The organism is Enterobacter cloacae complex sp. 2022EL-00981 (assembly GCF_028737495.1).
GTDB classification, from domain to species: Bacteria; Pseudomonadota; Gammaproteobacteria; order Enterobacterales; family Enterobacteriaceae; genus Enterobacter; species Enterobacter cloacae.
Window position 1 is genome coordinate 31,259 of sequence record NZ_JAQZRK010000001.1, and the last position, 17,025, is coordinate 48,283.

Here is a 17,025-nt window from a genome sequence, read left to right on the forward strand (position 1 = left end):
GACCAGCCTTTGACATCACACCCCGCCCAAATACGCCTTCCTCACCTCCTGATTCCCCAGTAACTCCTCTCCGCTGCCGCTCAGGCGGATCTGCCCGTTAACCATCACGTAGCCGCGGTCAGAAAGTTTCAGCGCGTGGTGCGCATTCTGCTCCACCAGAAAAATGGTCATCCCGTTGCGGGCCAGTTCGCGCAGCGTCTGGAAGATCTGTTTCACCACAATCGGCGCCAGGCCGAGGCTGGGTTCATCCAGTAACAGGAGTTTAGGGCGGCTCATCAGCGCCCGGGCGATAGCCAGCATCTGCTGTTCCCCGCCGGACATGGTCATCGCGCGCTGTTTACGCCGCTCTTTGAGGCGAGGGAAGAGGTCAAACATGGTGTGCATATCTTCCATTGCAAACTGGCTGCCAATGGGGATGGTCCCCATCAGCAGGTTCTCCTCCACGGTCATATCGGGAAAAATGCGTCGTCCTTCCGGCGCCTGGGCAATGCCTTCGGAGGCGACATAGTGGGTCGATTTATGGCTAATCTCCTCTCCGCAAAACACGATCTGCCCGCTGCGAATACGCGGCTGGCCGAAGATAGACATCAGTAATGTCGATTTACCCGCGCCGTTAGCGCCTATCAGCGCCACGGTTTCCCCTTTGTTTACTTCAAGGGTTACCTGTTTCAGCGCCTGGATCACGCCGTAAAACACGTCCACCTCGCGAAAGGCCAGCATCGGTTCGCTCATAGATTGACCTCGCTTTCATCGGTGCCCAGATACGCGGCGATCACTTTTTCATCATGCTGGATCTGCTCGGGTTTTCCCCTGGCGATGACGTCTCCATGGTCGAGCACAATGATGTCGTCCGAAATCTCCATCACCATTCCCATATCGTGTTCAATCAACAGTACCGTAATACCGTGGTGGTCGCGCAGAAAACGGATGATGTTGCTCAGCTTGTGCGTTTCAACCGGGTTGAGCCCGGCGGCGGGTTCATCCAGACAGATCATCTCTGGTCCGGTGCACATGGCGCGCGCGATTTCCAGACGCCGCTGCTGGCCGTAGGACATCTCGCCCGCCAGGCGATTGGCACACTCCACAAGATCCACCACCTCAAGCCAGTAGAAGGCCCTGTCCAGGGCGTCGCTCTCTGCCCGTCGGTAAGCGGGGGTATTGAGGATCCCGGCGAGCAAATTACGGTTAACGCGCATATGCTGTGCGACCAGCAGGTTTTCCACGACCGACATCTCGCGGAACAGACGAATGTTCTGGAAGGTGCGTGCCAGCCCGGCGCGGTTAACCAGATGCGTCCCGCCAAACATCTTATAGAAAAGGCGCTGCCCCAACTGTGCAGGGTGAATCCAGTCGTCCGGCTGGAATTTTTGCCCGAGAACCTGAATGACGTTGGTCGTTCTGTTGCGTGCATTAAACAGAATGTTCCCGCCGGACGCTTTATAGAAGCCGGTCAGGCAGTTAAAGACGGTGGTTTTGCCAGCGCCGTTTGGGCCGATAAGGGCGGTAATTGAACCGCGCTGCACGTCGAGATTGACGTCATTAAGCGCCTTGATCCCGCCAAAATGCATCATCAGGTGCTCTACGCTTAAAATCGTTCCATTCATGGCGCCACGCCCTTACGCACGGCAAACCCGCTTCGGTTAATGCGGATCAACCCGCGCGGACGCCAGATCATCATCACCACCATCAGCATGCCAAACAGCAGGACGCGATACTCAGCAAAGCTGCGCAACAGCTCGGGTGTCACGGTGAGCACAAAGGCTGCCAGCACGACTCCGAGCGTAGAGCCCATGCCGCCCAGTACCACGATGGCGAGGATCAGCGCAGATTCAAAAAAGGTGAATGAGGTTGGATTCACAAAACCCTGATAGGTAGCAAAGAACACGCCCGCAATCCCGGCCGTTGACGCGCCCAGCGTAAAGGCCGAAAGCTTAACCAGCACATGGTTGAGGCCCATGGAGCGGCAGGCGATTTCATCTTCCCGCAGGGCTTCCCATGCCCGGCCAATTGGCATTCGTGTCAGACGATGCTTGATATAAAGCACCAGCAGCACCACCAGAAACAGCACCGCGTAAATAAAGATAAACTTCATATTCGGGTTGTACGTCAGATGGAAAAACTCATGAAATGGCACGCCACCTTCTTTGGCGCGTCGACCAAACTCCAGTCCGAAAAACGTAGGCGGTGGGGCTGACACGCCATTAGGCCCGCCGGTGAAGGTTAGCCAGTTGTTCAGCACCAGACGGATAATTTCCCCGAACCCGAGCGTCACAATCGCCAGGTAGTCGCCGTGCATGCGCAGCACCGGGAAGCCGAGCAGGGCTCCGGCGGCAGCGGCCATAATTGCCGCCAGCGGCAGCATGCTCCAGAATCCAAGTCCCAGATATTGATACCCCAACGCCAGCCCGTAAGCGCCGATGGCGTAGAAGGCGACATACCCCAGATCCAGCAGTCCGGCCAGACCCACGACGATATTCAGGCCGAGGCCGAGCAGGACGTAAATCAGCCCGAGGATAGCAACCGTCAGCAGGTATTTGGTGGCGACAAACGGGAAGCAGATCGCAAGGGCGATCGCCAGAGGAATAACCCAGCGCAGACGGCTTTTGTATTCCGGCGGGCGAACATATACTCCCGCGCTGTCGGCTTCGAACCGCGCCTGAAAACGGGCCCCGGCAGCGGTACTTAAAAAAGCGCTCAGCAGAAAACGCCCAACCATCACTGTGCCAACCATCCAGGCCAGGCGCTGTGCGGCAAAGTTAAAGCTATATCCGTCCAGCACCACGCCCGCAATCGGGCCAAAAATAATCAATGCGATCAGCCCGGAAAACATCGCGTCCAGCAGGCAGCGCTTGAGGGAGAAACCGTGTGATGTCATTGTTTTCTCCTTCACACTTTGGCCACGACAGGGCGGCCGAGCAGTCCCTGAGGGCGGAAAATCAGGATCATGACCAGCAGCCCAAACGAGAACACATCTTTGTAGTCCGAGTTCACCATGCCGGAAAACTGAGCTTCGGCCACCCCCAGAATCAGCCCGCCGAGCATCGCGCCGGGCAAAGAGCCGATCCCCCCGAGCACCGCGGCGGTAAAGGCTTTGATACCAATCACAAACCCGACGTAGAAATCAAAGGTGCCGTAATTCATGGTAATGAGCACCCCGGCCAGACCGGCCATTGCCGCGCCGATGACAAATACCAGAGAAATAATCCTGTCGGTATTTATCCCCAGAATGGAGGCCATTTTTCGATCCTGTTGTACCGCACGACACATGCGTCCCAGCCGGGTATGGCTGATAATCCAGGTGAGCAATAGCATCCCGGCGAAGGAGGCGACCAGAATGAATACTTTGGTATAGGTAATCTGCACGAACCCCTCTCCCAGATGCAGACGAATCACGCCGTCCAGCATGGTGGGAACCCCTTGCTGACGCGGCCCCTGGCTCAGTTGCGCGTAATTTTGCAGGATAAGCGACATGCCGATGGCGGAGATCAGCGGCGCCAGACGGGTGGAGTTGCGTAGCGGTTTATAGGCAATGCGCTCGATGGTCCAGCCATACACTCCGGTGACCACGATGGTGAATACCAGCGTGCCGAGGATCAGTAGAGGGAACGACTGCAGGCCGAAGAAGGAGAGCAGCGCCAGGCCAATCGCGCAGAGATAGGCTGAGATCATATACACTTCGCCGTGGGCGAAGTTAATCATCCCGATGATGCCGTACACCATCGTATAACCGATGGCGATGAGTCCGTAGACGGAGCCCAGCGTTAAGCCATTAATTAACTGTTGCAGGAAGAATGTACTCATCTTAGCGCGCTCTTTATAACGGCCGCGCAAACCGCGCAGCCTGATGTGTTGTTTGCGTCGGCAGGCGGCCCTGCCGACGTTGAGCGTGACTCCGTCCCGTTACGGCACTTCCTTATACTTTCCTTTGTCGTCCCACTGATACACCACGTAGTCAGAGACTTTCAGATCGCCTTTGCTGTCCCAGGCTTTTTTGCCCATCACCGTATCGACGGAATTAGCCTTCAGCCATTCGCTGGCTTTGGCTGAGTCCTTGCCGCCCGTCGCCTTGAATGCCGCGGCGATAGCCTGCACAGAGGCATAGGAGTAGAGGGTGTATCCTTCCGGTTCGAATTTACCGGCGCGGAATTTCTCAATTACCGCTTTACCGTCCGGGATCAGGCGCGGATCTTTACCGAAGGTCATATAGATGCCGTTGGTATATTGGGGGCCTCCCGCCGCGGTCACCATCTCTTCGTTGACAATACAGTCGCCGGAGAAGAATTTTGCCTGCACGCCCTGTTCACGCATCTGGCGAACCAGCGGGCCGGCTTCAGGGTGACAGCCCCCGAAGAAGACGACGTCCGGTTTTTGCGCCCCAATTTTGGTGACCAGGGCGTTAAAGTCTTTTTCACCGCGGGATAACCCTTCGTACATTACGTCCTGCACGCCGCGTTTTGCCAGTGCGGCTTTGGTGGCGTCCGCCAGCCCCTGACCGTAGGTGTCTTTGTCGTGAATGATCACCACCCGTTTGGCTTTCAGCTTGTCGATAATGAAATCGCTGGCGACCTGACCCTGCTGGTCATCGCGGCCGCACATGCGGAACATATCGCTCATGCCGCGCTCGGTAATCTGCGGGTTGGTGGAGCCAGGCGTGATGGCGATGATCCCCGCGTCGCTGTACACCTCAGAGGCGGGCATGGTGGACGAGGAGCAGAAATGACCGACCACCGCGTTGACCTTATCCTGGTCGACTAAACGGTTGGCGACGGCAACGGCCTGCTTGGGCTCGCAGGCATCATCTCCCTGAACCAGCTTAATTTTTTCACCGTTGATCCCGCCTGCGGCGTTAATGTCCTCTGCTGCCTGTGTTGCGCCATGCCAGTACTGATCGCCGTAGGTGGCATTGGGGCCTGTAAATGGCCCGGCCACGCCAATGACAATATCTGCCCGGGCGGAAAATGCCGTCACCAGACAACCGGCCAACACAAGAGAAAGAGGAGTTCTGATTAATTTCAGCGACATTATTGTGTTCCTTAGCAATGAGGTTTTTGCACCACGGTGTAAACCCGAACGCCCGACGGCGCAGCCAATCAAAAACACGAGCGAGAAAAATGATGTTACGAACAAGATACGGTCAGCATCCTGCTTAATACGGCGAGGTTTCCATGCGCAGTGTCGCGTGCTGAAGATTAAGCAAAATCGTTGCCAGAATGGTTAACCTGTTGACGGCGTTGCGACATGTTGAGTATAGAGCGCCGTTGTACGCAGCCTTGCGGGACGCACTGAAATTACAGCGGAGATCACATCTCGTTAACAATAAAGCCCATAAGTTGTGCAAGGGTCACGATTTGCACGTTTTTGCAGCAATAATTCCCGTAACTTCCGCCGGGAAAGGCCTACGATATGTGCTAGGATCCTTTCCTTTTTGATCAGGAGTGTCAGCAATGACTGAAGGCCCATTAAATGCAAGCGAAATGGCGTGGCTGGAAGAGACGTTAATGTCTTACGGTCATGACGATGCGTCCGTGATTGACGTGTCCGAACTGGACGGCATGCTTACGGCAGTGCTTTCCGGCCCCGTGGTTGTCGAGCCAGACACCTGGCTGGTGGCGGTATGGGGCGGCGAGAAATATATCCCGCGCTGGAAAAACGATCGAGAAATGAACCGTTTTATCGATCTCTGCTTTAAGCATATGAACGACATTGCTGAGCGCCTGAGCGAATACCCGGATCAGTTTGAGCCGATGTTTGGTTATAACGACGTGGACGGCCAGAGCTACACCGTGGTGGAAGAGTGGTGTTATGGCTATATGCGCGGCGTGTCGCTGACCGACTGGTCTGCACTGCCAGAAGAGCTGAAAGCGGATCTGGATGTCATCGCGCTTCACGGCGCAGAAGAGAACAGCGAGAAGCTGGACGCGCTGAGCGAAGAGGAGTACATCGCCAGCATTGAGCGTATCCAGCCAGCGGCGCTGCGTTTATACGACTACTGGTCTGCTAACCCACAGCAACCGGAAGCGAAGAAACCGATTGTTAACGGCACAAAGGTCGGGCGTAACGATCCGTGTCCGTGCGGCAGCGGGAAGAAGTTTAAGAGCTGTTGCTTACACTGATAAAAAAGGGGCTGTTGATAGCCCCTTTTTTTTACCCCACTTCCGGCAGCATTCCCGCCGCAATCAAAAATTGCACCAGAATAATGACGACCCCGCAGGCAAACACAATGCACAGTAGCGGTTTTCCACCTGCCACCCGGTACCCTTGCCGGGCATGCTGTTGGCGGCTCTTCCACGCCAGCAGAGAAGGGAGCAGCAGGGCAAGAATGGATAGCGCCACCCCCGCATACCCCAGCGCCATGACAAACCCGCGCGGGTAGAAGAGGGCAAAGGCCAGCGGAGGCAGGAAGGTGATCGCCCCTGTCTGTAAGCGGCCGGTGACGGAATTGCGACGCTGGAAGAGATCTGCCAGATAATCAAACAGACCGAGCGCCACGCCCAGGAAGGAGGTGGCCAGCGCCAGATCGGCAAACAGATGCACCGCCAGCTCAACGTGTGGAGAAGTTACCACTTCACGCAGCGCCAGCAAGAAACCATTCAGACCAGCGTGTTCCGCCATCAAGCCAATAAAGGTGGAAGAGTCGATACTGCCCAGCGTCACCAGCTGCCAGAAAATGTAGGCAATCAGCGGGATGGCGCTACCGATAACAAACACGCGGCGAAGCTTGCGAATATCACCGTTCATGTAGCTGACAATGCTTGGCACACTGCCGTGGAAGCCAAATGAGGTAAAAATGACCGGGATCGCGGAAAGCGCCAGGCCTTTTTCCAACGGCAGCGTCAGCAGGTTGACCTTATGAACATGCGGTGCCAGCAGAACCAGCATTACAATCAGAAAAAGAATTTTGGCGCTGAATAAAAAACGGTTAAACAGATCGACCAGCGAGGTGCCCACACAGACTACGCCGCCGCCGATGAGCGTAAAGAAGATGGCCCCCGTCGCTGGCGTAATGTCAGCACCGAACCCGTCGTTGACGCTGGAAGCGATCAATTCCCCGGCACCGCTGATATATGCAGCGGTCAGGGCGTACATCAGAAACATCATGCTAAAGCCTGTCACCCACTGTCCGTAACGGCCCAGATAGCGTGCCGCAAGCGAACCCAGCCCGGTATCGGCGGGGACGTGCTGATAAACCTCAAGCAGCAACAGCGCGGTGTAACACATTAATGCCCAGAGCGTACCCAGTAGCAGTAATGTCATGCCAAATCCGACGCCCGCGGCGGCCAGCGGCATCGCCAGCATTCCTGCGCCAATCGTCGTTCCGGCGACGATAAAAATACTTCCCAGGGTTCTGTTTTTCACGCTTTCCTCTACAACGCTTCACGATCGCGACAAAATCTGCGGCGCAGAGTAAGGGAAAAGCCGTATTTCGTCAAATCACCGTTACAAGAGGTGTAATTATAACTTTACGATTCTAGCCGGGCGAGGCTCTTCAGGTAACTCTCTGATCCTTCGGAGGTGTAAGGCTACTTCATAAGGACAATAGGATCGCGTGAAAATCAGGCGTAATTTAAACAAAAATTGCAAAACATAAAATAAAATGAGGGTCTGATGGCGGGGGAAAATCCATTCACAGCGGCCTGGAGCCGGGAAGGCAATTTGCTATGTCACGGCCACTGGATCATCAGCTGGCAGAATACGGCGCTGACTTTGCCGGAATCCCGACGTGAAAAGGATATGGGCACCTGGGCGATTTATTCGATTATCGATCCTGAGGATGAGACCTTTGCACAGGGGTTAAAAGAGGATGAGTGGATAATCGAAAACGTGGACTGGCTGACGGATTTATTCTTCGACGCCGGGATCCCGCTTGAGGCGGCAAACTACCGGTACTTTTTCCAGGCCGTAAATCCGCATGACTGGCGCTGCACCAGTTGCGCAGGTTGCATGTAAAAAAATACGGCGCTGAAAGTCAGCGCCGTATCGATATTAATTCTGGGTATCAAGCGTAGAGAGTTCTTTATCAATAAAGTAAAGACCTTCACCGGTTTTACCGGCCAGCGATAATTTATCCAGAACCGATTTAAACAGTTTCTCTTCTTCGTGTTGTTCGGCCACATACCACTGCAGGAAATTAAAGGTTGGATAATCCTGGCTGGTCATTGCCGCATGCACAAGTTCGTTAATTTTCTGGGTGATCAGCTGCTCGTGCTCGTAGGTAGCGCGGAAGAGTTCATCAAGTGAGCCATACTCCGCAAACGGTGATGCCACGTTATCAATGCGCGGCAGGCTGCCGGTATCTGTCAGATAATCAAAGAGACGCTGCATGTGGGTCATCTCTTCCTGAGCGTGACGACGCAGGAACGCGGCGGCACCTTCAAAGCTGTGATAGCTGCACCAGGCACTCATCTGCTGGTAGAGCAGGGAGGAAAAAAGCTCAAGATTCATTTGCGCATTGAGCTTGTCGATCATTTCAGTTTTCAGCATGGTGACGCTCCGGTTTATTATTTCTGGTTCACAATGAGCGACACTATAATTTGTTATTGAATTATATGCAAAACGTAAAATAAATATTTGTTTATTTAAAAATACGAATGGGAATAAAACGCATTGGCGATATTTATATTTATAAATGAGAATTGTTTATTTTAACGGGCTGCCAGCCAAAACTGGCAGCGCAGATTAATACCACGGATTACTGGTGGCCGGTTTAACAGCATAACCCATGCATTTGTACTGAATGGTGACGCTCTCGTTCAGACACAGTGAGCCGCTAATCAGGGTGCAGGTTTTAATGGGCTGCCCATAGGAGGAGGCGGTGGCATATCCCATGCCCTGGCACGCTTTGGTTGCGGTGCCGTTATTCACATATTCATCAGACCAGGCGTTTTGCAGGGCGGCCTGACCATAGTCGAGGCGGACTATGCCATTTGGCGCATCCAGACTGCTCACCTGTGCCTGGCGGTTGATGCTACATCCCGCGAGCAGCAGGACCGTGCCGACAACGAAGACTCTTTTCATGGTTCGCTCTGAGTGGAGGGAAATACGTTATCGTACCCCTCGCTGTCCGCCGCAATGCCCGGAATAGCCGGACAATCTGCCCTTTCTCTTTGCAACGGGCCGGGCTCAGACCTGTCATTAACAAAAATGTGAGTCCTCTTTGGTTTTTTAAAACAATCTTTCATTTAATTTGAAAGTGCGTTTGTGTGATAGTAGGGTGAAGATGAAAAGGTATCCATGATGGGCTCGCCCGCAACGCATTCAGGAGAGAGACAATGAAAATCGCACTGATGATGGAAAACAGCCAGGCCGCAAAAAATCCAGTGATTCTGAAAGAGTTAAAAACGGTCGCCGATGAAAAAGGGTTCCCGGTGTATAACGTTGGCATGAGCGATGAGAACGACCATCATCTGACCTATATCCATCTGGGGATCATGGCGAGCATTTTACTCAATGCGAAGGCCGTCGATTTTGTGGTGACTGGGTGTGGAACAGGCCAGGGGGCGTTGATGTCGCTGAACATCCACCCGGGCGTGATCTGCGGTTACTGTATCGACCCTGCAGATGCGTTTCTCTTCGCACAGATTAACAACGGTAACGCGCTTGCCCTGCCGTTTGCCAAAGGCTTTGGCTGGGGCGCAGAGCTGAACGTTCGCTTTATCTTCGAAAAAGCGTTTACCGGCCGCAAGGGAGAAGGTTATCCGCCAGAGCGCAAAGAGCCTCAGGTACGTAATGCGGGGATCCTGAATCAGGTGAAAGCGGCTGTGGTCAAAGAGAACTATCTGGACACGCTGCGGGCAATCGATCCTGAGCTGGTAAAAACCGCCGTTTCCGGGCAGCGCTTCCAGCAGTGCTTCTTTGAAAACTGCCAGGACAAAGAGATCGAGGCTTTCGTGCGCGAGATTGTCGGCTAACCGCGTGGCTGAATGCAGAAAAAATTGTGATGTGAGTCACAAAAATATTGATTTTTGTGATGGTGGTCATATTATAGGCACATTGACGATAAAGTTGTATAACAAGTTAATGGAGCATCACAATGAAACTGCGCAAAATCCTCAAAAGCATGTGGGCTAACTACTGCAACACCTTCAAAGACGTGCCGCCTGGCGCGATGTTCTGATAAAAAAACCTGCTTCGGCAGGTTTTTTTATGCCTGCAACCACCAGAAGGGAGATGAAAGGGGGCGTGTTTTGTTACTATGGCGGCCTTTGAATAAGGAGAAACCCCCATGTCTCAAAACCTGAGCGCCGATCAGGAACTGGTATCTGATGTTGTCGCATGCCAGCTGGTCATCAAACAGATCCTTGATGTCTTAGATGTTATCGCGCCGGTGGAAGTGCGCGAGAAGATGTCTACCCAGCTGAAAAACATCGATTTTACCAGCCATCCCGCTGCGGCTGACCCGGTTACGCTTCGGGCGATCCAGAAAGCCATCGCGCTGATTGAGCTGAGATTCACGCCACAGGGTGAATCTCACTGATAGCGCGCAACGTGAGAAGGGCGACAGTGCCTGTCGCCCGAAAGCGTTTAAAAGAAGGTCTGTACCAGCAGATAACTCGCCGCGCACGCACAGCTCACGCCAATTATCCCCGGCAGGATAAAGCTGTGGTTGATAATAAATTTGCCGATACGGGTTGTCCCTGAACGGTCAAATCCGATGCAGGCCAAATCGCTTGGGTAGGTGGGCAGAACAAAATAGCCATACGACGCCGGGAAGAAAGCGATCAACATTTTCGGATCGATACCCAGCATTAACCCCATCGGCGCCACGGCCGTCAGCGCTGCCGCCTGGCTGTTCACCAGTTTAGAGACCAGGAAAAGCACGATGGCGTAGGTCCACGGATGGCTTTTCACGACCCCTTCCAGCGCCAGTTTTAGCTCGTCGAGATGTGCCTGGAAAAAGGTATCACTCATCCACGCGACGCCGAACACCGAGAAAATCGCCACCATTCCGGCTTTAAAGACCGCGCCGTTAGAAATGGTCGCTGCATTGACCTTGCAGGTGACCAGCATCACCGCACCCGCAATGAGCATCATCATCTGAATGACAAGGTTCATCGACAGCGCCGTCATTTTGCCTTTCACCTCAAACGCCGGACGCAGTTCAGGCAATGCCCCGAGCAGTACCACCACCGCGATCCCGGCGAAGAAAATCCACGTTGACCAGTAGGCCTGTTTCGGAAAACGTTGGTTCATCAACGTCTCGGTTCCGCCGTAGATAAACTCGCGCTGTTTTGGATCTTTCAGCTTTTCCTGGAATTCCATGTCATCGGCTAAATCTTTCCCGCGGCGTAAACTCCACAGGGCGGCAATGGTCACACCGAACAGCGAGGCGGGAACCGACACGGCGAGAATTTCGAGGATCCCCCACGCGTGTCCAATGCCGTGCTGGGCGGCCAGAATGGAAATCAGCGACACCACGGCAACGGAGACCGGGGAGGCGGTGATCGCCATTTGCGATGCCACCGACGCCACGGCCATCGGACGTTCCGGGCGGATCCCTTTTTTCAGGGCGATATCGGCAATAATCGGGAACATGGTGTACACCACATGGCCGGTACCGCAGAGAAAGGTCAGCATCCATGTGGTAAAGGGGGCGAGGAGGGTGATGTGCTGAGGATGCTTGCGCAGCAGGCGCTCGGCAAATTGCATCATCACATTCAGCCCGCCTGCCGTCTGCAGGGTGGCCGCACACCCGATCACGGCGAGGATAGTCAGCATCACATCAACCGGCGGTTTACCGGGCTGCAGACCAAAGATAAACGTCAAAATAAACAGACCGATACCGCTTATCAGTCCCAGTCCCATCCCGCCAAAACGCGTGCCTGTCAGCAGGCACAGGAGGATGACAATAAACTCAATGGTGATCATGATGCTCCCTCGTCATTAATTATGTAATTAAATAAATCATTACATGTTGTAGGGATAATCATTGAGAGCGAGATCTGATTTGTTAAATCTTTTAAAAAGCAGGAGGTTGGCTGTGAAAAAGAGGCCCACTCCCGAACGGGAGCAGGCGAAAAGCTTAGTGGTGCTGCACTGTCACCAGATCGAGCAGGTGACGGTCGGTCTGTTCCGGGCATAACCCGGACTGTTGCGCGTTGCGGAGCTCATCCGCCAGTGCTTTAAGCAAAATGCCGTCCTGCTGCTGCTCTTTGTCCATATCGCGCAAGAACTGCAGTGTTGCGCTGTCATGCTGAGCCCTGGCTTCATCCGCCAGTTTATTCAGCGTGGCGCAGCGTTGCTCATACTCTTCAAGTGTTTTCCTGAATAACTCCTCCAGCGAGGAGTAGTGCCCATTAATTGCATCCGGGGCTTTGACGATAGGATTTGCCCCTGCGCCTTTCAAAAAGTTAAAGACGCGCATCATATGGGTGACGTTACTTTGTGCCTGGGTACGAAAAAAAGTGGCGGTACCGTTGAGACGGTTCTCAGAACACCACTCGCTCAAATGGAGGTGCAGATTCGACGCATAGAACTCCAGGTTCATCTGCGCATTGAGTTTTTGCATCATCGTTTGGGTAGTCATACCAATATCCTTATAGACTGTTAGTGTGATGTCCGTAACAAAACCTGAACGGGCAGGTTAAGACGAGTAAGTGGCAGAAAAGCATTTCTGCAATGACAAAAGTCGACCGAATAATCACTTCCTGTGTTCGATATAAATAAGCATACCCCTGCTCGGCGCTTAAGAAAACTCTTAATTGGTGCGTTTTACCATACATTACAAAATTTAATATAGTACAAAACTAACAACATGTTGTTATAAAATAATATTTATCTAATGCCTTGAAATTACTGGTTTTTACCTATTTCAATATCGATATTTACCCAATGGGAATAGTGAGCCGGAATAATGCTCTGAGAAAGAGTTAATTCTGGATTAACTATTTCAAATATATGATGCGCCGACTAAATTGCGCTAAATCAATTTTCGCAGAATAACGCCATAAAATATATTTTGCGGCAACGCCAATGCTACACAGTTCCCGATGATGGTAACGCCGTACCGCGATCGCGCCCGGAACGCGGGGGTTTGGGTATCAGGGATTTCTTAGCTGATCTTATGGATAATTCTGCTTATCTCGGTTTCATTTGTCCGACAAATACTGCCGTTTTTATGTCATTTTTCGCTGAATTTATGTACGCAATTACTGTAATTCTGCGGTGTGATGGCGCTCTCTTATGGATGATTAATTTCCCGCTAAAACTATCACCAGCACTAACGCTTATGACGAGGTAAGCGCTAATGCCTTGTTTTAAGTCCGATTAAATAAGAAGTACGCAAATATTCCCTACAGAAAAGAACGCTAATGCTGGAGTTTACCATGCACAAATTTACTAAAGCGCTGGCGGCCATCGGTCTGGCTGCCGTTATGTCACAATCCGCTATCGCTGAGAATTTAAAACTCGGTTTTTTGGTAAAACAGCCGGAAGAACCCTGGTTCCAGACCGAATGGAAATTCGCCGATAAGGCCGGGAAAGATTTAGGATTTGAAGTCATTAAAATCGCCGTGCCTGACGGTGAAAAAACGCTGAACGCTATCGACAGCCTGGCGGCCAGCGGGGCGAAAGGGTTCGTTATCTGTACGCCGGATCCCAAACTGGGCTCTGCGATTGCAGCCAAAGCGCGCGGTTACGACATGAAGGTCATTGCGGTTGACGATCAGTTCGTCAACGCCAAGGGCAAACCGATGGACAGCGTGCCGCTGGTGATGATGGCGGCCACCAAAATTGGCGAACGTCAGGGCCAGGAACTCTATAAAGAGATGCAGAAACGCGGCTGGGATGTGAAAGATACCGCCGTGATGGCCATCACCGCCGACGAGCTGGATACCGCCCGCCGTCGTACCACCGGGTCAATGGACGCGCTGAAAGCGGCCGGCTTCCCGGAAAAACAGATCTATAAAGTGCCGACAAAATCCAACGACATTCCGGGGGCCTTCGACGCCGCCAATTCCATGCTGGTTCAACATCCAGAGGTGAAGCACTGGCTGGTGGTCGGCATGAACGATAACACCGTCCTGGGCGGCGTACGCGCAACGGAAGGTCAGGGCTTCAAAGCGCCTGATGTGATCGGTATCGGCATCAACGGCGTTGACGCGGTGAGTGAGCTCTCTAAAGCGCAGGCGACGGGCTTCTACGGCTCACTGCTGCCAAGCCCGGACGTACACGGCTATAAATCCAGCGAAATGCTCTACAACTGGGTTACCAAAGGGGTGGAACCGCCGAAGTTTACTGAAGTGACCGACGTGGTGCTGATCACCCGCGACAACTTCAAAGAGGAGCTGGCGAAAAAAGGACTGGGCGGTAAGTAATACGCGGTGATTGTGCCCCTCGCGAACCGCGAGGGGCCAGACGTACACACTACAGGAATCACGGAGACGTTATGCGACAGTCTGATCCGTATCTCTCTTTTCGCGGTATCGGGAAAACCTTTCCCGGTGTTAACGCGCTGACCGATATCAGCTTCGACTGCTATGCCGGTCAGGTTCACGCCCTGATGGGCGAAAACGGCGCCGGAAAATCCACGCTGTTGAAAATCCTCAGCGGCAACTACACGCCAACCACCGGCACGCTGGCCATTCGCGGCGAAGAGGTGGCGTTTGCTGATACCACCGCTGCGCTCAACGCCGGGGTGGCCATCATCTATCAGGAACTGCATTTGATCCCTGAGATGACGGTGGCGGAAAACATCTATTTAGGCCAGCTCCCGCACAAAAGCGGCGTGGTAAACCGGTCGCTACTTAATTACGAAGCGGGGCTGCAGCTGAAACATCTGGGTCTGGATGTCGATCCCCAGACACCACTGAAGTATCTCTCCATCGGCCAGTGGCAGATGGTTGAAATTGCCAAGGCGCTGGCGCGTAACGCCAAGATCATTGCCTTCGACGAACCGACAAGCTCGCTTTCCGCGCGTGAAATCGAAAACCTGTTCCGGGTGATCCGCGAGCTGCGTAAAGAAGGCCGCATTATTTTGTATGTTTCGCACCGTATGGAAGAGATTTTTGCCTTAAGCGATGCCATCACCGTCTTTAAAGATGGCCGCTACGTGCGCACCTTTACCGATATGGAGCAGGTCAATCATGACCAGCTCGTTCAGGCGATGGTTGGCCGCGAGCTGGGAGATATATATCACTGGCAGCCACGCGAATACGGCCCTGAGCGCCTGAAGCTGGAAAACGTTAAAGCGCCGGGCGTGCGAACGCCGATCTCGCTCTCGGTGCGCAGCGGGGAGATTGTCGGGCTGTTTGGTCTGGTGGGCGCAGGGCGTAGCGAGTTAATGAAAGGCCTGTTTGGCGGTACGCGCATCACCGAAGGGCAGGTATCCATTGACGGGCAGCGGGTCGATATCCAGAAGCCCGCACATGCCATCCAGGCCGGGATGATGCTCTGCCCGGAAGACCGCAAAGCGGAGGGCATTATTCCGGTGCACTCGGTACGTGACAACATCAATATTTCCGCGCGGCGGAAGTTTATTCGCGCCGGTTGCCTGATCAACGACGGCTGGGAGGAGAGCAACGCCGACCACCATATCCGTTCGCTGAACATCAAAACCCCGGGCCCGGAACAGCTGATCATGAATCTCTCCGGCGGTAACCAGCAGAAGGCGATTTTAGGCCGCTGGCTGTCGGAGGATATGAAGGTCATTTTGCTGGATGAGCCAACGCGCGGCATCGATGTGGGGGCGAAACACGAAATTTATAACGTGATCTATGAGCTGGCAAAACGCGGTGTGGCGGTGTTGTTCGCCTCCAGCGATCTGCCTGAGGTACTCGGCGTGGCCGACCGCATTGTTGTGATGCGTGAGGGCGAAATCGCCGGTGAATTGCTTCATGAACAGGCGAATGAACAACAGGCGTTGAGTCTCGCCATGCCGAAAGTTAGCCAGGCTGTCGCCTGAGTAAGGAGTTAATGATGTCCTCTGTTACTACATCCGGAGCGCCGAAATCGAAATCGGCCTTCAGTTTTGGCCGCATCTGGGATCAGTACGGCATGCTGGTGGTCTTTGCCGCACTCTTTGTCGCCTGCGCGATCTTTGTGCCCAACTTTGCCACCTTCATTAATATGAAAGGGCTGGGGCTGGCCATTTCCATGTCCGGTATGGTGGCCTGCGGGATGCTGTTCTGTCTGGCCTTGGGCGATTTCGACCTGTCAGTGGCCTCCGTCATTGCCTGTGCTGGCGTCACCACGGCGGTGGTAATCAACATGACCGAAAGCCTGTGGATTGGCGTGCTGGCGGGTCTGCTGCTGGGCGTTATCAGCGGTCTGGTTAACGGGTTTGTGATTGCCCGCCTGAAGATTAACGCCCTGATCACCACGCTTGCGACCATGCAGATTGTGCGCGGTCTGGCCTATATCATCTCCGACGGTAAAGCGGTGGGGATTGAAGACGAGCGCTTCTTCACCCTTGGCTATGCGAACTGGCTGGGGTTGCCTGCGCCAATCTGGCTGACGGTGGCCTGTCTGATCCTGTTCGGCTTCCTGCTTAACCGCACCACGTTTGGCCGAAATACCCTGGCGATCGGCGGTAATGAGGAAGCGGCGCGACTGGCGGGTGTACCGGTGGTGCGCACTAAGATCATTATCTTTGTGCTCTCCGGTCTGGTCTCGGCGGCAGCGGGGATTATTCTGGCATCGCGCATGACCAGCGGCCAGCCTATGACCTCCATTGGGTACGAGCTGATCGTCATTTCAGCCTGCGTGTTGGGCGGGGTTTCGCTGAAGGGCGGCATCGGAAAAATCTCATATGTGGTGGCCGGTATCCTCATTTTGGGGACAGTAGAGAACGCCATGAACCTGCTGAATATTTCGCCGTTCTCCCAGTATGTGGTTCGTGGCCTGATCCTGCTCGCAGCCGTGATTTTCGACCGTTACAAGCAAAAAGCGAAGCGTACCGTGTAACGTTCTTCCTGCCTTTTAATTGCTCAACTAATAACCTTAGTTGACGCCTGAACCGCCCCGCCAGTTCCGCTGGCGGGGCGGTTGTCAAATGGCGAGCGACGTCACACTGTCTATACTTACATGGCT

18 protein-coding genes are annotated in these 17,025 nt (G+C 53.7%); 8 read left to right on the forward strand and 10 right to left on the reverse strand.

The window, feature by feature from the left end:
* Positions 1–15: 15 nt before the first annotated feature.
* The 5 genes from PUZ33_RS00190 to PUZ33_RS00210 form a co-directional block, all read right to left on the reverse strand.
* On the reverse strand, positions 16–732 hold the full coding sequence (locus PUZ33_RS00190; RefSeq protein WP_058680211.1) for an ABC transporter ATP-binding protein: 717 nt from the start codon (positions 730–732) through the stop codon (positions 16–18).
* A complete protein-coding gene (locus PUZ33_RS00195; protein WP_029882584.1) occupies positions 729–1,604 on the reverse strand; it encodes an ABC transporter ATP-binding protein in 876 nt (291 codons plus the stop codon). The genes PUZ33_RS00190 and PUZ33_RS00195 overlap by 4 nt, the downstream gene beginning before the upstream one ends.
* Positions 1,601–2,875, reverse strand: coding sequence for a high-affinity branched-chain amino acid ABC transporter permease LivM (livM, locus tag PUZ33_RS00200; protein ID WP_058680210.1), 1,275 nt, complete (start codon positions 2,873–2,875; stop codon positions 1,601–1,603). The genes PUZ33_RS00195 and livM overlap by 4 nt, the downstream gene beginning before the upstream one ends.
* Positions 2,876–2,886: 11 nt before the next feature.
* Complete coding sequence (locus PUZ33_RS00205; RefSeq protein WP_020687620.1) at positions 2,887–3,801, reverse strand: ABC transporter permease subunit; 915 nt, start codon at positions 3,799–3,801, stop codon at positions 2,887–2,889.
* Positions 3,802–3,900: 99 nt separating this feature from the next.
* Entirely contained in the window at positions 3,901–5,022 is a 1,122-nt protein-coding gene (locus tag PUZ33_RS00210) for a branched-chain amino acid ABC transporter substrate-binding protein (RefSeq protein WP_029882586.1), read from the reverse strand.
* Positions 5,023–5,444: 422 nt separating this feature from the next.
* On the opposite strand from PUZ33_RS00210, the gene PUZ33_RS00215 reads away from it, so the two are divergent.
* Positions 5,445–6,113: a YecA/YgfB family protein gene (locus PUZ33_RS00215; RefSeq protein WP_023622334.1), complete on the forward strand. Its 669-nt coding sequence runs from the start codon at positions 5,445–5,447 to the stop codon at positions 6,111–6,113.
* 31 nt (positions 6,114–6,144) lie between these two features.
* Here PUZ33_RS00215 and tyrP read toward each other — a convergent pair whose 3' ends face one another.
* Positions 6,145–7,356, reverse strand: coding sequence for a tyrosine transporter TyrP (gene tyrP, locus PUZ33_RS00220; RefSeq protein WP_029882588.1), 1,212 nt, complete (start codon positions 7,354–7,356; stop codon positions 6,145–6,147).
* Positions 7,357–7,605: 249 nt separating this feature from the next.
* On the opposite strand from tyrP, the gene PUZ33_RS00225 reads away from it, so the two are divergent.
* Positions 7,606–7,947, forward strand: a complete 342-nt coding sequence (locus tag PUZ33_RS00225) for a hypothetical protein (protein ID WP_058680209.1) — start codon at positions 7,606–7,608, stop codon at positions 7,945–7,947.
* 36 nt (positions 7,948–7,983) lie between these two features.
* On the opposite strand, the gene ftnA is transcribed toward PUZ33_RS00225, so the two are convergent.
* Positions 7,984–8,481, reverse strand: coding sequence for a non-heme ferritin (gene ftnA, locus PUZ33_RS00230; RefSeq protein WP_013096038.1), 498 nt, complete (start codon positions 8,479–8,481; stop codon positions 7,984–7,986).
* 195 nt (positions 8,482–8,676) lie between these two features.
* Positions 8,677–9,015, reverse strand: coding sequence for a YecR family lipoprotein (gene yecR, locus PUZ33_RS00235; RefSeq protein WP_013096039.1), 339 nt, complete (start codon positions 9,013–9,015; stop codon positions 8,677–8,679).
* A 254-nt stretch (positions 9,016–9,269) separates the two neighbouring features.
* Here yecR and PUZ33_RS00240 point away from each other — a divergent pair, with 254 nt between their 5' ends.
* The 3 genes from PUZ33_RS00240 (at position 9,270) to PUZ33_RS00250 (ending at position 10,474) form a co-directional block, all read left to right on the forward strand.
* Positions 9,270–9,908 carry an RpiB/LacA/LacB family sugar-phosphate isomerase gene (locus PUZ33_RS00240; RefSeq protein ID WP_013096040.1) on the forward strand — a complete coding sequence of 213 codons (639 nt, stop codon included), beginning with the start codon at positions 9,270–9,272 and terminating at the stop codon, positions 9,906–9,908.
* Between the two features lie 122 nt (positions 9,909–10,030).
* Complete coding sequence (gene azuC, locus PUZ33_RS00245) at positions 10,031–10,114, forward strand: stress response protein AzuC (protein ID WP_014832437.1); 84 nt, start codon at positions 10,031–10,033, stop codon at positions 10,112–10,114.
* A gap of 108 nt (positions 10,115–10,222) precedes the next feature.
* Positions 10,223–10,474 carry a DUF2766 family protein gene (locus tag PUZ33_RS00250; protein ID WP_014832436.1) on the forward strand — a complete coding sequence of 84 codons (252 nt, stop codon included), beginning with the start codon at positions 10,223–10,225 and terminating at the stop codon, positions 10,472–10,474.
* Positions 10,475–10,521: 47 nt separating this feature from the next.
* Here the strand turns inward: PUZ33_RS00250 and PUZ33_RS00255 are convergent, their stop codons facing one another.
* Complete coding sequence (locus PUZ33_RS00255) at positions 10,522–11,865, reverse strand: anaerobic C4-dicarboxylate transporter (protein ID WP_013096042.1); 1,344 nt, start codon at positions 11,863–11,865, stop codon at positions 10,522–10,524.
* A 154-nt stretch (positions 11,866–12,019) separates the two neighbouring features.
* Positions 12,020–12,523 carry a non-heme ferritin-like protein gene (locus PUZ33_RS00260; protein WP_020687625.1) on the reverse strand — a complete coding sequence of 168 codons (504 nt, stop codon included), beginning with the start codon at positions 12,521–12,523 and terminating at the stop codon, positions 12,020–12,022.
* Between the two features lie 799 nt (positions 12,524–13,322).
* Here PUZ33_RS00260 and araF point away from each other — a divergent pair.
* The 3 genes from araF (at position 13,323) to araH (ending at position 16,899) form a co-directional block, all read left to right on the forward strand.
* Positions 13,323–14,312, forward strand: coding sequence for an arabinose ABC transporter substrate-binding protein AraF (araF, locus tag PUZ33_RS00265; RefSeq protein WP_028027935.1), 990 nt, complete (start codon positions 13,323–13,325; stop codon positions 14,310–14,312).
* Positions 14,313–14,383: 71 nt separating this feature from the next.
* Positions 14,384–15,898, forward strand: a complete 1,515-nt coding sequence (gene araG, locus PUZ33_RS00270; RefSeq protein WP_013096045.1) for an L-arabinose ABC transporter ATP-binding protein AraG — start codon at positions 14,384–14,386, stop codon at positions 15,896–15,898.
* A gap of 14 nt (positions 15,899–15,912) precedes the next feature.
* Entirely contained in the window at positions 15,913–16,899 is a 987-nt protein-coding gene (gene araH, locus PUZ33_RS00275; protein WP_274205292.1) for an L-arabinose ABC transporter permease AraH, read from the forward strand.
* Positions 16,900–17,025 lie beyond the last annotated feature (126 nt).